This window comes from Shewanella salipaludis, from assembly GCF_012911865.1.
GTDB lineage: Bacteria > Pseudomonadota > Gammaproteobacteria > Enterobacterales > Shewanellaceae > Shewanella > Shewanella salipaludis.
Window position 1 is genome coordinate 64,922 of record NZ_JAAXYH010000007.1, and the last position, 16,612, is coordinate 81,533.

At 58.4% G+C, this 16,612-nt stretch carries 12 protein-coding genes; 6 read left to right on the top strand and 6 right to left on the bottom strand.

Annotated features, from left to right (window positions below; genetic code table 11):
- The first annotated feature begins 15 nt into the window (after positions 1-15).
- From potA to gabT, 6 genes are all read left to right on the top strand, one after another.
- Positions 16-1,152: a polyamine ABC transporter ATP-binding protein gene (potA, locus tag HC757_RS11085; RefSeq protein ID WP_169564441.1), complete on the top strand. Its 1,137-nt coding sequence runs from the start codon at positions 16-18 to the stop codon at positions 1,150-1,152.
- Positions 1,149-2,069, top strand: a complete 921-nt coding sequence (locus HC757_RS11090; RefSeq protein ID WP_169564442.1) for an ABC transporter permease subunit — start codon at positions 1,149-1,151, stop codon at positions 2,067-2,069. The genes potA and HC757_RS11090 overlap by 4 nt, the downstream gene beginning before the upstream one ends.
- 109 nt (positions 2,070-2,178) lie before the next feature.
- Positions 2,179-2,997, top strand: a complete 819-nt coding sequence (locus HC757_RS11095) for an ABC transporter permease subunit (protein WP_169564443.1) — start codon at positions 2,179-2,181, stop codon at positions 2,995-2,997.
- 194 nt (positions 2,998-3,191) lie between these two features.
- Positions 3,192-4,478: an NAD(P)/FAD-dependent oxidoreductase gene (locus tag HC757_RS11100; RefSeq protein WP_169564444.1), complete on the top strand. Its 1,287-nt coding sequence runs from the start codon at positions 3,192-3,194 to the stop codon at positions 4,476-4,478.
- Positions 4,479-4,614: 136 nt separating this feature from the next.
- Complete coding sequence (gene gabD / locus HC757_RS11105; protein ID WP_169564445.1) at positions 4,615-6,063, top strand: NADP-dependent succinate-semialdehyde dehydrogenase; 1,449 nt, start codon at positions 4,615-4,617, stop codon at positions 6,061-6,063.
- Between the two features lie 18 nt (positions 6,064-6,081).
- Positions 6,082-7,359, top strand: coding sequence for a 4-aminobutyrate--2-oxoglutarate transaminase (gene gabT / locus HC757_RS11110; RefSeq protein WP_169564446.1), 1,278 nt, complete (start codon positions 6,082-6,084; stop codon positions 7,357-7,359).
- A 99-nt stretch (positions 7,360-7,458) separates the two neighbouring features.
- On the opposite strand, the gene HC757_RS11115 is transcribed toward gabT, so the two are convergent.
- The 6 genes from HC757_RS11115 to HC757_RS11140 all read right to left on the bottom strand — a co-directional run bounded on the left by HC757_RS11115 (position 7,459) and on the right by HC757_RS11140 (position 16,402).
- A complete protein-coding gene (locus HC757_RS11115; protein WP_169564447.1) occupies positions 7,459-8,208 on the bottom strand; it encodes a DUF6445 family protein in 750 nt (249 codons plus the stop codon).
- A 10-nt stretch (positions 8,209-8,218) separates the two neighbouring features.
- On the bottom strand, positions 8,219-9,721 hold the full coding sequence (locus HC757_RS11120; RefSeq protein WP_169564557.1) for a tryptophan halogenase family protein: 1,503 nt from the start codon (positions 9,719-9,721) through the stop codon (positions 8,219-8,221).
- Between the two features lie 21 nt (positions 9,722-9,742).
- Positions 9,743-10,774, bottom strand: coding sequence for a cupin-like domain-containing protein (locus HC757_RS11125; RefSeq protein WP_169564448.1), 1,032 nt, complete (start codon positions 10,772-10,774; stop codon positions 9,743-9,745).
- Between the two features lie 10 nt (positions 10,775-10,784).
- Positions 10,785-11,507, bottom strand: a complete 723-nt coding sequence (locus tag HC757_RS11130; protein ID WP_169564449.1) for a SapC family protein — start codon at positions 11,505-11,507, stop codon at positions 10,785-10,787.
- 59 nt (positions 11,508-11,566) lie between these two features.
- Positions 11,567-13,168, bottom strand: coding sequence for a tryptophan halogenase family protein (locus tag HC757_RS11135; protein WP_169564450.1), 1,602 nt, complete (start codon positions 13,166-13,168; stop codon positions 11,567-11,569).
- A 240-nt stretch (positions 13,169-13,408) separates the two neighbouring features.
- Complete coding sequence (locus HC757_RS11140; protein WP_169564451.1) at positions 13,409-16,402, bottom strand: TonB-dependent receptor; 2,994 nt, start codon at positions 16,400-16,402, stop codon at positions 13,409-13,411.
- Positions 16,403-16,612: the final 210 nt, after the last annotated feature.

The window sequence follows — 16,612 nt, forward strand, 5'->3', positions numbered from 1 at the left end:
GGGGGGAGAAGTGTTATGCAAACCAACCCGGGCATCACCCATGATTCGCCCCCCAAGACCCAAGCTCAAGTACTGCTCAAGATAGAGAGGGTCAGTAAATTATTCGATGATGTGCGCGCCGTGGACGAGGTGTCCTTGACCATCCACAAGGGCGAAATCTTCGCCTTGCTGGGCGGCTCCGGGTGCGGCAAGTCGACCCTGCTGCGGCTGCTGGCGGGCTTCGAGAAGCCGAGCGCCGGGCGCATCTTTCTCGATGGCGAGGACATTACCGATCTGCCGCCCTACGAGCGGCCGATCAACATGATGTTCCAGTCTTACGCCTTGTTTCCCCATATGACGGTGGAACAGAACATCGCCTTCGGCCTCAAGCAGGATAGGCTGCCCAAGGCCGAGATAAGCCGGCGGGTGCAGGAGATGCTCAAGCTGGTGCAGATGGAACCCTTTGCCAAGCGCAAGCCGAGCCAGCTTTCCGGTGGCCAGTGCCAGAGGGTGGCGCTGGCCCGCTCATTGGCCAAGCGCCCCAAGCTGCTGTTGTTGGATGAACCCATGGGGGCGCTGGACAAGAAGCTGCGCACCCAGATGCAGCTGGAAGTGGTGGATATCCTCGAGGCCGTCGGCGTCACCTGCGTGATGGTGACCCATGATCAGGAAGAAGCCATGACCATGGCGGGGCGGATCTCCATCATGCATGACGGCTGGATAGCCCAGACGGGCTCGCCCATGGATATCTATGAGAGCCCCAACAGCCGTATGATTGCCGAATTCATTGGCACGGTTAACCTGTTCGAGGGCGAGATAGTCACGGACGAAGTGGACCATGTGATCATCAAGCCCAGCAGCCTGTCCCAGCCCTTCTACATAGGCCATGGGGTGACCACCAGCGTCGACGACTCCCATGTCTGGCTGGCGGTACGGCCGGAGAAGACGCTGATGAGCCGTGACAGGCCGGAGGGCGAATACAACTGGGCCAAGGGCCAGGTGCATGACATAGCCTATCTGGGGGGCATTTCTGTGTTTTATATCAAGCTGGAAAACCAGCAGATAGTCCAGTGCAAGATGGTCAACCGCGAACGCCGCGCCGAATACCCGACATGGCAAGATGAGGTCTACATCAGTTGGGAGGCCACCAGTGGCGTGGTATTGAGATCATGAAGCCGCCCCTCAGGCTGCAACTGCCCAAGCTGCAACTGCCCAGGGGGCGACTCTGGACCCTAGGGCTGCCCTATGTCTGGCTGCTGCTGTTTTTTGCGCTGCCCTTCGCCATAGTGTTGAAGATCAGCTTCTCCACTGCCGTCATCGCCATTCCGCCCTATGAGCCGACCTTTCACTATGCCGACGAGGCGTTGCAGATCTTTCTCAACCTGGGCAACTATCTGTTGTTGCTGGACGATTCCCTGTACTACATGGCCTACCTGAGTTCGCTGAAGATGGCGCTGGTGTCCACCCTCTGCTGTATGCTGCTGGGCTATCCCATGGCCTATGCCATAGCGCGGGCGCCGGCGCGGCAACAGACAGTGCTCTTGCTCCTGGTGATGCTGCCCTCCTGGACCTCCTTCCTCATACGTGTCTATGCCTGGATGGGGCTGCTGAGCAACACCGGGCTCATCAACAACTTGCTGCTGTGGCTGGGGCTGATAGGCGAGCCGCTGCAGATACTCAATACCAACCTGGCCGTCTACATAGGCATAGTATATGCGTATCTGCCCTTCATGGTGTTGCCCCTGTATGCCAACTTGGTCAAGCTGGACATGAGCCTGCTGGAGGCCGCCGCCGATCTGGGTTCCAGCAGCTTCAACACCTTCTGGAAGATAACCCTGCCGCTCTCCAGGGGCGGGCTCATCGCCGGCTCCATGCTGGTATTCATTCCTGCGGTAGGCGAGTTCGTGATCCCCGAACTCTTGGGGGGCCCGGACACCCTGATGATAGGCAAGGTGCTGTGGCAGGAGTTCTTCAACAATCGCGACTGGCCGGTGGCCGCCGCGCTGGCGATCGTCATGCTGATGTTGCTGCTGATCCCCATCACCCTGTTTCATCGCTATCAGTCCCGCAGCATGGAGAAAGAGCGATGAAAAGAAAGCTGGGGTTTTCTTCGGTAATCTTCGGTGATGTTGGCGCAGGTGAGCATCCCTGTCATACAGAGGTTCACCAATATCGGCCCCGCAGCATGGAGAAAGAGCGATGAAAAGAAAGCTGGGGTTTTCTTCGACAGTCCTCTGGCTGGGGTTGGTGTTTCTCTATGCACCCATGTTGATCCTCATCCTCTATTCGTTCAATGAATCCAAGCTGGTGACCGTCTGGGGCGGCTTTTCGCCCAAGTGGTATGCCGAGTTGCTTGGGGATCAGCAGATACTGGATGCCGTCTGGACCAGTTTACGCATCGCCTTTTACAGCTCGACCATGGCGCTGATCCTCGGCACCATGGCGGCCTTCGTCATGGTCCGCTTCAAGCGCTCCTGGGGCAAGATGAGCCTGTCGAACATGATCACCGCGCCTCTGGTGATGCCCGAGGTGATCACCGGCCTTTCGCTGTTGCTGCTGTTCGTGCACATGGCGGACCTGCTCGGCTGGCCAAGGGAGCGTGGCATGCTCACCGTCTGGATTGCCCATTCTACCTTCTGCGCCTCTTATGTCGCCGTGGTGGTGGCGTCGCGGTTAAGGGAATTGGACTTGTCGATAGAAGAGGCGGCATTGGATCTCGGCGCCACCCCGCTCAAGGCCTTCTTCCTGATCACTGTGCCCATGATTGCCCCCGCCCTGTTGGCGGGCTGGCTCTTGTCTTTCAGCCTGTCGCTCGATGATCTGGTGATCGCCAGTTTCGCCTCTGGCCCTGGGGCGACGACCCTGCCCATGGTGGTGTTTTCCTCGGTCAGGCTCGGGGTCTCGCCCAAGATCAACGCCCTGGCGACCCTGATCATCCTCTTCGTTTCGCTGATCGCCTTCATTTCCTGGTATATGGCGCGCCGCTCCGAGCGCCGCGACAGGCACGCCGGCCGTTAGCCGCTCTTGGGCTGCGCGGATGTCCTGACTGCCGTCAGCATCCCAGGTTGGCGGGGGTCAGGGTAGAGTATTCTTGTGTAAAAAATATAAAACGAAGTGTAAATTATCACGCCTTTCTGGCTAGTGTTCCCACTGGCTTAGGTGTAGGATGAAGTCATTGTGCCATATGCAGAAAATTCGCTTGAGGGAGCCTGATGCCAGCCATACCCCATACAGAATCTTATTATGCGGCCAGTGCCAATGATAAGCGTGAACGCCCGCGGCTGCAGGAAAACCTGGAGACGGATGTCTGCATCATAGGTGCGGGTTATACCGGCCTGTCGGCGGCGCTGCACCTGCTGGAAACCGGCTTCAGGGTGGTGGTGCTGGAGGCTGCGCGTGTGGGCTGGGGCGCCTCGGGCCGCAACGGCGGCCAGATAGTCAACAGCTATAGTCGCGACATAGACACGATAGAGAAGCTGGTCGGCACAGATCTGGGCAAGCTATTCGGCGAGATGGCCTTCGAAGGCGGGCGTATCATACGCGAGCGGGTCGCCAAATACCGCATAGACTGTGATCTCAAGGATGGCGGGGTGTTTGCGGCGCTCAACCAGAAACAGCTGAACCACCTGCGGCAGCAAAAACAGCTGTGGGAGCGCCATGGCCACAGAGACAAACTCGAGCTCTTGGATGCCGACGGCATACGTGCCCTGGTCGACAGCGAACGCTATATCGGCGGCATGCTGGACAAGAGCGGCGGCCACATGCATCCGCTGAACCTGGCGCTGGGGGAGGCCAGTGCGGTGGAGTCTCTCGGTGGCAAGATATTCGAAGACTCGGCGGCGGTCCGCATCGAGGAAGGGGCCACTCCCTTGGTGCATACAGCACAGGGCAGCGTCAAGGCCAGGTTCGTGGTGGTGGCGGGCAACGCCTATCTGGGCAAGTTGCTGCCCGAGCTGCAGGCCAAATCCATGCCCTGCGGCACCCAAGTGATCGCCACAGAGCCCCTGGGAGAGGACCTGGCTCACCGCCTGTTGCCCCAGGACTACTGCGTCGAAGACTGTAATTATCTGTTGGATTACTTCCGGCTGTCGGGCGACAAGCGCTTGATTTACGGCGGTGGCGTGGTCTATGGTGCGCGGGATCCCGCCGACATAGCGTCCATCATAGTGCCCAATATGCTCAAGACCTTCCCTCAGCTCAAGGGAGTGAAGATAGACTATGCCTGGAGCGGCAACTTCCTGCTGACCCTGTCGCGCCTGCCCCAGGTGGGGCGCATAGGACAAAACCTCTATTATTCCCAGGGCTGCAGCGGCCACGGGGTGACTTATACTCATCTGGCGGGGAAACTCATAGCCGAGATGCTCAACGGCCAGGCGACCCGGTTCGACGCCTTCGCCAGCCTGCCTCACTATCCCTTCCCAGGAGGCCACGCGCTGCGGGTGCCCTTCAGTGCATTGGGCGCCTGGTACTACAGCCTGAGGGATAAGTTCGGCATCTGAGACGGCAGCGGGCATGGGGCCATGCAGGGCCCGGAATAAGACAGATAACCTGGGTGAAGCCCGGCAGCCACCGGCGCCCGCTTCAGCCGACATGGGCCGCACCCGAGGTGACGGCGAGAGAAACAAGGAGTCGCTTGTGAAGTTAACAGATCCTGACTTGCTGCGTGAGCAAGCCTATATAGATGGCAACTGGTGTGATGCCATCTCCTATGACACTGTCGTGATTTGCAATCCCGCCAACGGCAGGCCCATAGGCAAGGTGCCTGTGATGGGCGCCGCCGAGACAGAGATGGCGATAGCGGCCGCCGAAGCCGCCTTGCCCGAATGGCGTGCCCTGAGCGCCAAGGCGCGGGGGCTGAAACTGCGTCGCTGGTTCGAATTGATCCTCGAGCACAGTGACGACCTGGCATTGCTGATGACCACAGAGCAGGGGAAACCGCTGGCCGAGGCCAAGGGCGAGGTGACCTATGCAGCTTCCTTCATCGAATGGTTCGCCGAAGAGGCCAAGCGTGTCTATGGCGATGTGATCCCCGGCCATCAGGACGATAAGCGCCTGCTGGTGATCAAGCAGCCAGTGGGGGTCACGGCGGCCATCACCCCGTGGAACTTCCCGGCGGCGATGATCACCCGCAAGGCGGGTCCGGCCCTGGCGGCGGGCTGCACCATGCTGGTCAAGCCCGCGCCGCAGACGCCGTTCACCGCGCTGGCGCTGGCGGAGCTGGCCGACAGGGCAGGTATTCCGCCCGGGGTATTCAACGTGATCACAGGCGATGCCGTCGCCATAGGCAACGAGATGTGCAGCAACCCCCTGGTGCGCAAGTTGTCCTTCACCGGCTCGACCGCCGTCGGCATCAAGCTGATGGCCCAGTGTGCCCCGAGCATGAAAAAACTGTCGCTGGAGCTGGGCGGCAATGCGCCCTTCATCGTGTTCGACGATGCCGATCTGGATGCCGCGGTCGAGGGGGCGATGATCTCCAAGTATCGCAACGCCGGCCAGACCTGTGTTTGCGCCAACCGCATCTATGTGCAGGATGGGGTCTACGAGGCCTTCGCCCAGAAACTGGCGGCGGCGGTCGCCAAGCTCAAGGTGGGTGAGGGCATAGCGCCGGGGATCACCACGGGTCCCTTGATCAACAGCGATGCCCTGGCCAAGGTGCAACGTCACCTGGACGATGCGCTGCAAAAAGGCGCCAAGCTGCTCGCCGGCGGCAAGCCCCATGCCCTGGGCGGCAACTTCTTCGAGCCGACCATACTGACGGAGGTCGACGCCTCCATGCTGGTGGCGCGGGAAGAAACCTTCGGTCCGCTGGCGCCGCTGTTTCGCTTCAACCAAGTCGATGAGGTGATACATCAGGCCAACGACACAGAGTTCGGTCTGGCGGCCTATTTCTACGGCCGGGATATTTCGTTGATCTGGAAGGTGGCCGAGGCGCTGGAATACGGCATGGTCGGGGTCAATACCGGGCTCATCTCCACCGAGGTGGCGCCCTTCGGTGGCATCAAGTCTTCCGGGCTGGGCCGCGAGGGTTCCAGATACGGCATAGAAGAGTATCTGGAAATGAAATACATCTGTCTGTCGGTATAACAGCACCAGGAGCATCCCATGGCAACAACCAATGATTCCTTGATGGCCCGTCGTCAGGCGGCCGTGGCCTGTGGTGTCGGGCAAATTCACCCCATCTTCACCGCCAGGGCCGAGAATGCCACTGTCTGGGACGTGGAGGGACGTGAATACATAGACTTTGCCGGCGGTATCGCCGTGCTCAACACCGGTCACCTGCATCCCAAGGTGAAGGCGGCGGTGGCCGCCCAGCTGGACAACTTCTCCCACACCTGTTTCATGGTGCTGGGCTATGAGAGCTATGTGCAGGTATGCGAGAAGCTCAATCAGCTGGTGCCTGGGGAGTTCGCCAAGAAGTCGGCGCTGTTCAACAGTGGCTCGGAAGCGGTAGAGAACGCGGTCAAGGTGGCGCGCGCCTACACCAAGCGAGCCGGGGTGATCGCCTTCACCTCAGGCTACCATGGGCGCACCATGGCGGCATTGGCGCTGACCGGCAAGGTGGCCCCCTACAGCAAGGGCATGGGGCTGATGCAGGCCAACGTGTTTCGTGCCCAATACCCCTGTGCGCTCCACGGGGTGAGCGATGATGATGCCATGGCCTCCATAGAGCGGATTTTCAAGAATGATGCCGAGCCGAGTGATATCGCCGCCATCATACTCGAGCCTGTGCAGGGCGAGGGCGGCTTCTATGTGGCCTCGCCCGGGTTCATGCAGCGCCTGCGGGCCCTGTGTGACAGGGAAGGCATAATGCTGATCGCCGACGAAGTGCAGACGGGCGCCGGTCGCACCGGCACCTTCTTCGCCATGGAACAGATGGGGGTCGCCGCCGATATCACCTGTTTCGCCAAATCCATCGCCGGCGGTTTCCCGCTGTCGGGGATCACCGGCCGCGCCAGGGTGATGGACGCCATAGGCCCGGGAGGCCTGGGCGGTACCTATGGCGGCAGCCCGCTGGCCTGCGCCGCCGCCCTGGCGGTGATCGAGGTGTTCGAAGAGGAGCAGCTGCTGGCACGGGCCAAGACGCTGGGACTCAGGCTGAAAACGGCACTGACCAAGCTGCAGGACAGCTTTCCCCAGCTGGCCGAGGTGCGGGGCCTGGGCGCCATGGTGGCGGTCGAGTTGCTTGCCGACGGCAAGCCGGCGCCCCAGTATTGCGCCGAGATCTTGGCCGAGGCCCGCGCGCGCGGCCTGATCCTCCTGTCCTGCGGCACCTATGGCAATGTGCTACGCATCCTGGTGCCCCTGACAGCGCCTGATGAGCAGGTAGACAGAGGCTTGGCGATCCTCGGCGACTGCCTGGGGGCCGTGCTCAAGCCCTAGCCGGGTATCTGATCACAACATAAGCATCCCGTCCCGGGGCACTCAGGGCGGGATTTTTTATGGCTGTCGTTCGGCTGGAGAACTCACCCTTGGGCTGGGTCACTTGAATTCGATGAACATATTGGCGGTCAAACGACCGGTTTGTGGGTTGGCATCTATGTCCGTGCCTGGCTCTACCAAGGTGGAATGCAGCAGGTTGCCAGGGTAAATCAGCAGGCGATTGGGGCGGTATTCCACCTGGTGATACAACTCGTAATGTTCGTTGCTCTGCACAAAATACCCGGGCGGTTCGGTGGCATTTTGACCGACAAACTGCTGCGCCGATTGAAAGTAGGCCGGCATTCGCGAACCGTCGATGCGCTCAAAGCCTGTGGGGATATGGCGGAAAAATGCGGTATTGCCATGGGGGCCGTCGTTGAGATAGTGCAGTAAGGCGAAATAGTGAGGCTGTGGGGTATCGAAGTGCGGCAGACGCTGCAGCGGCTTGAGTGCTTCGGGAGAGGTGCTGATCAGGGAAAAATGCAGTGCCTGCAGCCGGATGCTTTGCCTGGACGGGATCTCATACACCTCATAGAGCAAGCTATACAGCCGATTGAGCACATCCTCCACATAGGGCCGCGGCAGCGGAGCACGAACGCCAGGATAGAAGGAGTCGGGATCGGCGGCAAATGTAGCCCTGGTGCGGGCGAAGTTCAGCAGCGGCGTCAGATCCGCGGCAAAATTATCTATGATGATCAGTGGGGTCTTCTCATGGCCAAGATAGAGAATTTGGGGTGTCAGCCGCACCCTTGGCTCGTTGTCGGCTTGTTGTGCTGTGGCGGCACCTTGGCCGCGCTCGGATGCTGTCATGGTCTCTTACCTAGCCCAGGTTGGATTTACAGTAGTGCCGGATGAAATCGGCATGGGGCGGCAGGGCATCGACTTTGCGCTTCACTGTCGATCTTATGTTGCTGAGAAAGGCGTCTAATTCGGCTGCTTCCATCACATCGACTATCGGGTGATATTGTTTGGGCATTATGCCCTGGCCCAGCATCACCTGGATCCAGGAGCTTTCGCCGAACAGCTCATTGCCATGCTTGTATACCTTGCCGCCGTCAGCGAACATCTCGATGCGATGCCGCAGCGATTCTGGTATCGTCATCTGCTTGCAGTAACGCCAGAAGCGGCTGTCTTCGCGGTCGGTGACCTTGTAATGCAATATGATAAAGTCGCGGATGTTTTCTATCTCTGTCTTGGTTTGTTGATTAAATTCATCGACATCTGCCGGCACTATGCCATTGGCGGGAAAGAGTTGCATCAGGCGAATAATGCTGCGCTGAATGAGGTGTATGCTGGTGGACTCCAGCGGCTCGAGGAAGCCGCTCGACAGGCCGATGGCGACGCAGTTTTTGTGCCAGTGCAGTCGGCGGGTGCCTGTCTTGAACTTGATGACCCGCGGCGGATTCAGTGGCTCAGCGTCGAGGTTGTCCAGCAACAATTGGGTGGCGGCCTCATCGGACAGATACTTGCTGCAAAACACCAGGCCATTGCCGGTGCGGTTTTGCAACGGAATGCGCCACTGCCAGCCGGACTCACGGGCGATGGAACGGGTGTAGGCCAGAGGCGTGGCCGTTGACTTTGTCTGTACTGCGATGGCGCTGTCACAGGGCAGCCAATGGCTCCAGTCTTCGAAGCCGGTATTGAGTGTCTGCTCTATCAATAATGCCTTGAAGCCGGTGCAATCTATGAAGAGATCGCCCGCGATGCGCTCGCCATTTTCCAGCACCAGGGCCTCTATGTGGCCGTTGAGTTCACTGTCCGGGGCATGATGCTGCAGCACCTGGCTGATCTTGCCTTCGACACGCCTGATGCCCTGTTGCTCCGCCAATTGACGTAAATACTTGGCATAGAGGCTGGCATCCATGTGGTAGGCATGGTTGTAATCCTGGTTGGGCAGCACGGCAAAGCGGCCTTGACGGGCGGCGAGATGCTCGCTGCAATAGTCGCCTATGTCGCCCACCATGCCCAGTTGCCTGCCCTTGAGCCAGAAGTGTTGAAAACCGCAGGCCCAGCAATCCTTGCCCAGGAAGCCGAAGGAATGCAGATAGTCTTTGCCTGTGTCGCGCCAGTTCTCGAAGGCGATACCCAGCTTGAAGGTGGCGTTGGTGGCGGCCATCACCTCCTGTTCTTTCAGTCCAAGTAAGCGGTGAAATATGTGCAGCGTCGGAATGGTGGCTTCGCCCACGCCCACTGTGCCTATGGCGTCAGATTCGACCAGAACCAGGTCCAGATGTTTGCCCATCAGCTTACTCAGTGCAGCTGCCGTCATCCAGCCTGCGGTGCCGCCACCGGCAATCACGACTCTTTTCTTTGTTGTTGTCATCATCTCGGTCCTTAACATGGATTAACGCTTGAGCTTATTGGTCAGATCTGCCCTGAGCTTGCGGGCATTGGACTCATCCAACGGGGTGGTGAGCATCCCCTGCGCCGCCTCGGGTATGTGGGCCAGCGCCTCAGGATCATGGTCAAAAATATAGTGGTCGAACATGGCCTTCCATGCCTGCCGCTGTGCTTTGGGCAAGGAGCGCAGACTGAGAATCGCGTGCAACAGCGCATTGTTGGGGCGGCCGAGGTAGTCCGGGGTATCGCGCCACCAATGGGTGATGAGCACATTGAAATCAGCGCTGGCACGCACATGGTGCCACCACATGCTGGGGATGAATAACACGTCACCCGCCTCCAGCTCGGCGGTCAGTGCCGCCTCCATCGCCATGGCAAACCTGGGAAAGCGCTCAAGATCCGGCTTGTCCGGGTCCACCAGGCTGATGTCCTGACCACCTGGGGCAAATGCCATGGGACCTATATAGAGGTTGCCGACTTGCTCGGGTGGAAACAGGGTGAAGGTACGTTTGCCGACGGCGTTACAGGCCAGATTATGGGGCAGATCTAAGTGGGCGGCGATGCGTGATGGGTTGCCCAGCCAGATGTTGATTAACGGCGCTATGGGGGCGAGATCCAGGCTGTTGTCTATGCCGAGTCCCGGCAGACATCTCTGTATCTCAGTGGAGCCCATATAGATGCCGGCGGGCTTGTCGGCCTCAGCCTCGGCCTGCAGCCGTTCCAAGAGGTGCCTCAGATCCAGCTTGCCGGCCTGGTAGTTGAAGCCATCCAGGGTCTCATTGTAAAACACCCGGCCGTCATGCTCAGGCGCCACATGGTAGGCGGTGACCGGCATGCCCTGATAGAACTGTGCCAGGTAAGTCATCGCCTGCTTGGAGGACCTCAGCCCGGCTTGTACCAGGGGCCAATGGCTGCAGAGGCCGCCGAACACCAGCGGTGTCTCGGCCGTGGCGATGAGGGCCTTCATCTCATCGAGTGAACACTGCTCCAGGCGTTTGACCCGGGCAGTTTGACAGACAGGGGCGGCAGCTTTCATGGTCGTCTCTTTATTGGCGGGCGTTTTTCAGATCCAGCAGGTTGCGCACCCTGGACTGGGATGCCAGCGTCATATAGATGGCCTGCAGATAGCCCTTGCGATGCAGTTGGGCCAGTGCCTCGGGCGGTAATTCGGCCAGGGTGTCTTCGTTGATCGTGTAGAAACCTATCATCTGATGCTGCTGACCATTGTCCAGGGTGATGTCCAGGCTGAAAGACTCCAGCAGTTCGTGCTCGAGCAGGGCGTCGATAAAGGTTTGGCCGTCGATGAGGCCGTGGTGGATGGTTTCCAGCATGTCGCCTATGTCATCCAGGTATTGGGTGTTGCCGCCATAAGGGTGGAACAGCGGCTCGCCTTGGGTGCTGCTGATGCGCGGGCTGTTCATGTCGATATGAATGACGCGCTGTTTCAGCTCCAGGCCGTCTTCATGCACCGTCTGCAGGCCAATCAGGAAAGGCTGGCGCCTCAGGGTCAATGGAATATAAGAACTCTGCCAGCCGTCGGCGTTCAGAAACAAATTCTCCTTGTGTTGAAAACCATGGAGGGCGACGGCAAAGAACTGACCCGTGGTCTGATCCTTATGGAAAAAAATCGGGTAGTGGGCCTGTAGGCTGCGAAATTCCGCCGGAAAGGTCACGCTGAACCACTGATTGTCGCCGTACTCGGCCGAACGGGCTGTGATGATCTTCAGATCTTTATGGTCAATGTTGTTGAGCAATACATGTTTGTTCATGGGCTGGCTGTTCCTTGTACAGTCTCACTCGGCGCGAGTTATTGTCATTATCTTGCAGGCTATATTTTGGCGAAACCCGCCAGTCTCACCCTGTCCAATAAGTCACGGTTGGCGGGCAAATTTCGGCTCAGGGCTCGGGTGCGTTGCTGATTTTCGCTGAAGAGCTTTTGCGCCAACTGCTGTTGCGATGGTTTCACATGGGTGGGCATGGCAGTGTGAAAGCCCATGCCGTAGAGCACGTACTGAAAACTTGCCGCGGGAAACAGGGGCTCCCTGTGGCCTATATCCTGTGGACCCGGAGCCTGGTGCCGCCAGAGCGCCAAATATTCATCGAGACGGGCCGGGACAGAGTTTGCTTCTCTGTGATCACGCCAATAGTCGTCCACCTCGCGGCGACTGACTAGGTAGTGCAGCTTCAAGAAGTCGATGATTTGCAGCCAGTGGCGCTCGTAGCGCTCGTTGACCCTGGCGGCTATGGTGTCCATCACGGCACGGTTGGCGGGCAGCTGCGCCGCCAGGGTGTTGGCGCTCCATTCGACCAATGCCAGGGCCGAGGCCTCCAGTGGCTCGATAAAGCCAGCGGCCATGCCGATGGCGATGCAGTTGTTTTGCCAGCATCTGGCCCTGTAGCCTGGCTTGATGCTGAGCCGGCGTATTTCCGCGGCGCCATGACCTTTGACATTGGGGTTGATACCGCCCAGGTAAGTAAGCAGGCTCTGCTCCGCGTCGCTGTCGCTGCAGTGGCTCGAGGAATACACATAGCCTACCCCCCTGCGGCTGGACAGGCCTATATCCCAAATCCAGCCGCAGGACTGGGCGGTCGACAAGGTGCAGGAGGCGATGGGACTCAGATCATCGGCATAGGGGACCTGAACCGCCAGGGCGCGGTCGTTGAACAGCACAGAGTGTTGACAGAGAAACGGCACCTGCAGATGCTCGCCCAGCAGCAGGGATTTGACCCCGCTGCAATCGATGAAGAGATCGCCGCGAATGAGGCCGTTCTCCTTGGTGAGCAGGCTGTCTATGTCGCCATTGGGCAGCCCCTGGATATGGGTGACATGATCGCGGACATGGGTCACGCCGAGCTTCTCTGTGCAGTGCAACATCAACATGCGGCTGAATTTCCCCGCATCCAGGTGATAGCCGTAATTGTTTTGGAAGTGGTATTCGGGGGTGGCTATGGTCTTGGGTGCCAGCCCCAACTGTGTGAGGCAATCCTGGCTCGAGACGGCATCGGCGAAGCTGACACTGTCCCTGTGGGGCAACCAAAAGGGGCACAGATCCAGCGTCTGGTGACCATGGGGTAAACTGAAGGGGTGCAGATACTGCTTCTGCGGCTGACCTGGCAGCACCCCATCCTGTTGCCAGTCAATGAAGCGCGATCCCTGTTTGAAGCTGGCGTCGCATTGGCGGATAAATTCGGTTTCGCTTATGCCTATCTTGGACAAGGTATTGCGCATCGAAGGCCAGGTGCCTTCGCCGACCCCTATGGTGGCGACATCGGGTGATTCTATCAGGGTGATATCCAGCCTGGGGGAGGCAGCAACTTGCCCCCTGTCGACATTGTGTTCGGCAGCCAAGATAGCCGCGGTAAGCCAGCCGGCGCTGCCGCCGCCGACTATGACTATCTTGTGGATGGGTGTGTGTGCTGCTTGCTGCATTGTGAGTGCCTGTTATTTTTATCTTTGTTTATTAAGGCTTTCTATCGTTACCGCCGCCGGCCCAGGCCGACAGTCTGGTTAGAATTGAATACTTGTCCCGTGATTTCAAGTCTTTGTTGGGTTCGCCGGGGTTAAAAAAAGCGGCTACTCCCTGTAGCCTCAGTGTCATCCTGATAAAAGCGGGGTATCTGGGGATACCCCGCACGACCTTAAGGAAAGATCTGTTGCGCTTTATTAGCCTTAGAAGCTGTAACGTGCTCCTATGCTGTAACGCGCCCCCGTCTGGGTGTAGTTGAGCACTTGCTCGCTGGCGCGGCCATGTACCCTGGTGCTCTCATTGGTGATGTTCAGGCCCTCGAAGAAGATGGTTAAACCCTCGATCGCCTCCACATCGTAGCCTATGTTGAAATCGACCTGGGAATAGGCCTCGGTATATTGAGGGTTGGCCCCCGTACCTTGACCCGTCGAGTTCAGGAACTCATCGCGCCAGTTGTAGGCCAGTCGCGCCGAGAAACCATAGTTTTCGTAGATGGCAACCAGGTTGGCCGTGTCGCTGATGTTGGTCAGGACATTCTGGGTGGCATCCCCCGGGCGGCCCAGGTTGCTGTTGTCGTATCCATCTCCGGCATCGACCAGGGTGTAGTTGGCCTGGAGTCCGAAGCCAGATTCACCGAAGAAGTGCTGCACGGCAAATTCCCAGCCGTCGATCACCGAGCTGTTGTCATCGTTGGTCGGTCTGGTGAGGATGAAATTCAGCTCAGGATCGCCAGGGTTACCGGTAATTTCTATGTTGCCGTTGGCCGGATTGATGGTGACGTTCGGATCTGTTGCGCCGTAATTGTCATAGATCCACTGACGCTGCTCGATAGCCGTGATGGCACCGGCGGCAATCGCCTCATCGACATACTTGCCGTGGGACGGGTCCGCAATGTTGTAGATGTTGGAGTTTTCCGGGTTGCTGCTGATGAAGTTGGTCACATCTTTCCTGAAATAACCGATAGAGACATAGCTGGCATTGCCATAATACCATTCCGCCGACAGGTCATAGTTGGTCGATTCCAGTGGCAGCAGCCCTGGGTTGCCGGCCGAGCCGCTGCCGCCGCCGCGGTAGGCCAGGGTGCTAACCACAGTGCCGCCCTGAATAGAGGTGTAATCCGGGCGTCCTATGGTTTCACTGTAGGCGGCACGCAGATACACATCGTCGACCAGTTCTATGTTGAAATTCGCATTCGGCAGGAAATAGTCGTAATCACCGGTCTGGGTCTGGAAGGCGCGCTCCCCGGTGGCATTCAGGGCTATCTCGGATTCCGCTATCCAGGTCGCCGAGTCGTAGGTTGAAACCGCCGAGGTGGATTCGACATCTGTCTGCTCATAGCGTAAGCCGAGATGCACATCGAATGGCATGTTGCTGATTTCACCGGCATAGTTATATTGCACATAGGCCGACTTGGATTCCTCCTGAGTGAACCTGTCGGTATCGCTGGCGTAATTGGTCGATGGGCAGAAGCCGTTGCCACAGTCGCCAACCACGCTGGAGGCGTACAGTTCCGCGGCACGGGCACGGACCTTTTCAAAGTCCCATAAGAACATGGTGTTGAGCGGATCTGTCGAGGCCGAGCCCTGGTAGTCAGAGAAGTCACCCTTGGAACCGTCGAACTTGTCGATGACACCGCTGCTGGGGAACCAGGCGGCATCCAGATCGCCCGCGGCGCCTATGCCACCCCAGTCATTGCGCTGCACCAACACGGATTGGGAGTGATTATTCACATCCGTCATGGCGAGACCAAAATCTATGCTGTTGCCGTTGTCGAAGTCATAGTTGCCGGAAATTTGCAGTTGCTCTATTTCGGAGCGGTTGATGGCATTGGCAAAGGTTGAGCCTGTGACGCGCATGTCTTCGGGACGTACCGCATTGCCGCCGCCAATGGCCAGCACAGGCACCTCGCCGGTGAAGTCGGTTGCCGCGCTGGTGCGGATGAAGGCGGCGGTACTCAGGTTGTTGTTGCTGCCGTAGCGATTATTTGGGGTACGCTCGGCATAGGAGTCGTGATAATCCAGCTTCAGTGTCAGATTATCGCTGGCATTCCAGGCGAGATTGAAGCCAAGTGAGCCGCTCTCATCCCGGGTGCCGTAGTCGCCGGCCGCCATCGACATATCGGCGACGCCATCATAGGTTTCCGAGTACACCAGCGGCGAGGACACCGGGCCGTCGCTCCAGGTGCTTTCCTGGGTCGGCACGAAGTTGAACCAGGCCGAGACATCGTGCGACTGGGTATCTATGTCATTACGCATGTAAGTGTAATCCAGGGTGGCGCGCAGCGAGTCTATCGGCTCGTATTGCAGCACTAGCTGGCCATTGGTACGTTTACGCTGCTGCTCTTCGAAACGGTATACCGTGGTCTGTGGCACGCTGTAGATGTCACCTTCGCCCGGACGATTGATCTGGTTGGCATCCTTGGGAACGCCGCCCCATTCGGCGTTGCTGCCGCCCCAGTCTTGATCTACCACTCCCGGGAAGCTGCGCCAACCTGTGCCGACCTGGGCCTGCTGATTGCCGCTTTCCCTGTCCTGATAGCTGGCAGAGATGGAGATGCCGAATTTATCGTCGGCGAAGGTATTGGAATAGAGGCCGGAAATCTCGGGGGTGACCGAGCCTTCGTCGGTAGAGCTGTCATCGACCGCCTTGACACCGAAGCTGGCCTTGAGGCCGGGCGAACTCAAGGGCCTGTGGGTCAGTACATTGATGGTGGCGCCTATACCGCCGGTCGGATTTTCTGCCTTGGCGGTTTTTTCCACTTCGACGGCACTGATGGCTTCCGAGGCTATGTTGGCAAAGTCGAACGAGCGTGATCCCGTGGTGACCGGCATCTGTCTGCCGTTCAACAACACCAGGTTCTGATCCGCACCGAAACCCCGTACCGAGACCCTGCTGCCTTCGCCGTTTTGACGGTCGATAGACACGCCCGTGATGCGCTGCAGGGATTCGGCCAGGTTGCTGTCGGGGAATTTACCTATGTCTTCGGCATTGATCGCATCGACTATGCCGTCTGAGCTGCGTTTCAGATCCATGGACTTGATCAAGCTGCCGCGTATCCCCGAGACCTGAATGACTTCTATGTTATTTTCGGCTCTTGGGTCGCCGTCGGCGGCATGGGCCGGCATGAGGGCACTCAGGCCCAGTGCCAGCGACAGGCTGGTGGCCAGTCGGGTTTTTTCAAAGGTTTTACGTTCCATCACATTTCCCCGTTAAGTAGGTATACAGACTACAACTCTCTGATTTCTTGGTTTGTCTGAACAAAATCTGTACAGCTCACTCATATTTTTGTTCGAGTTAGGTTATGTAAGCGCTTACATAAAGCTAAGTGAAATCCTTATTCGAGTCAACGTAAAGTTGTGATTATGTTGCATTATGATTTAAGTTACTGTTTTTGCTGGGCATTGTTT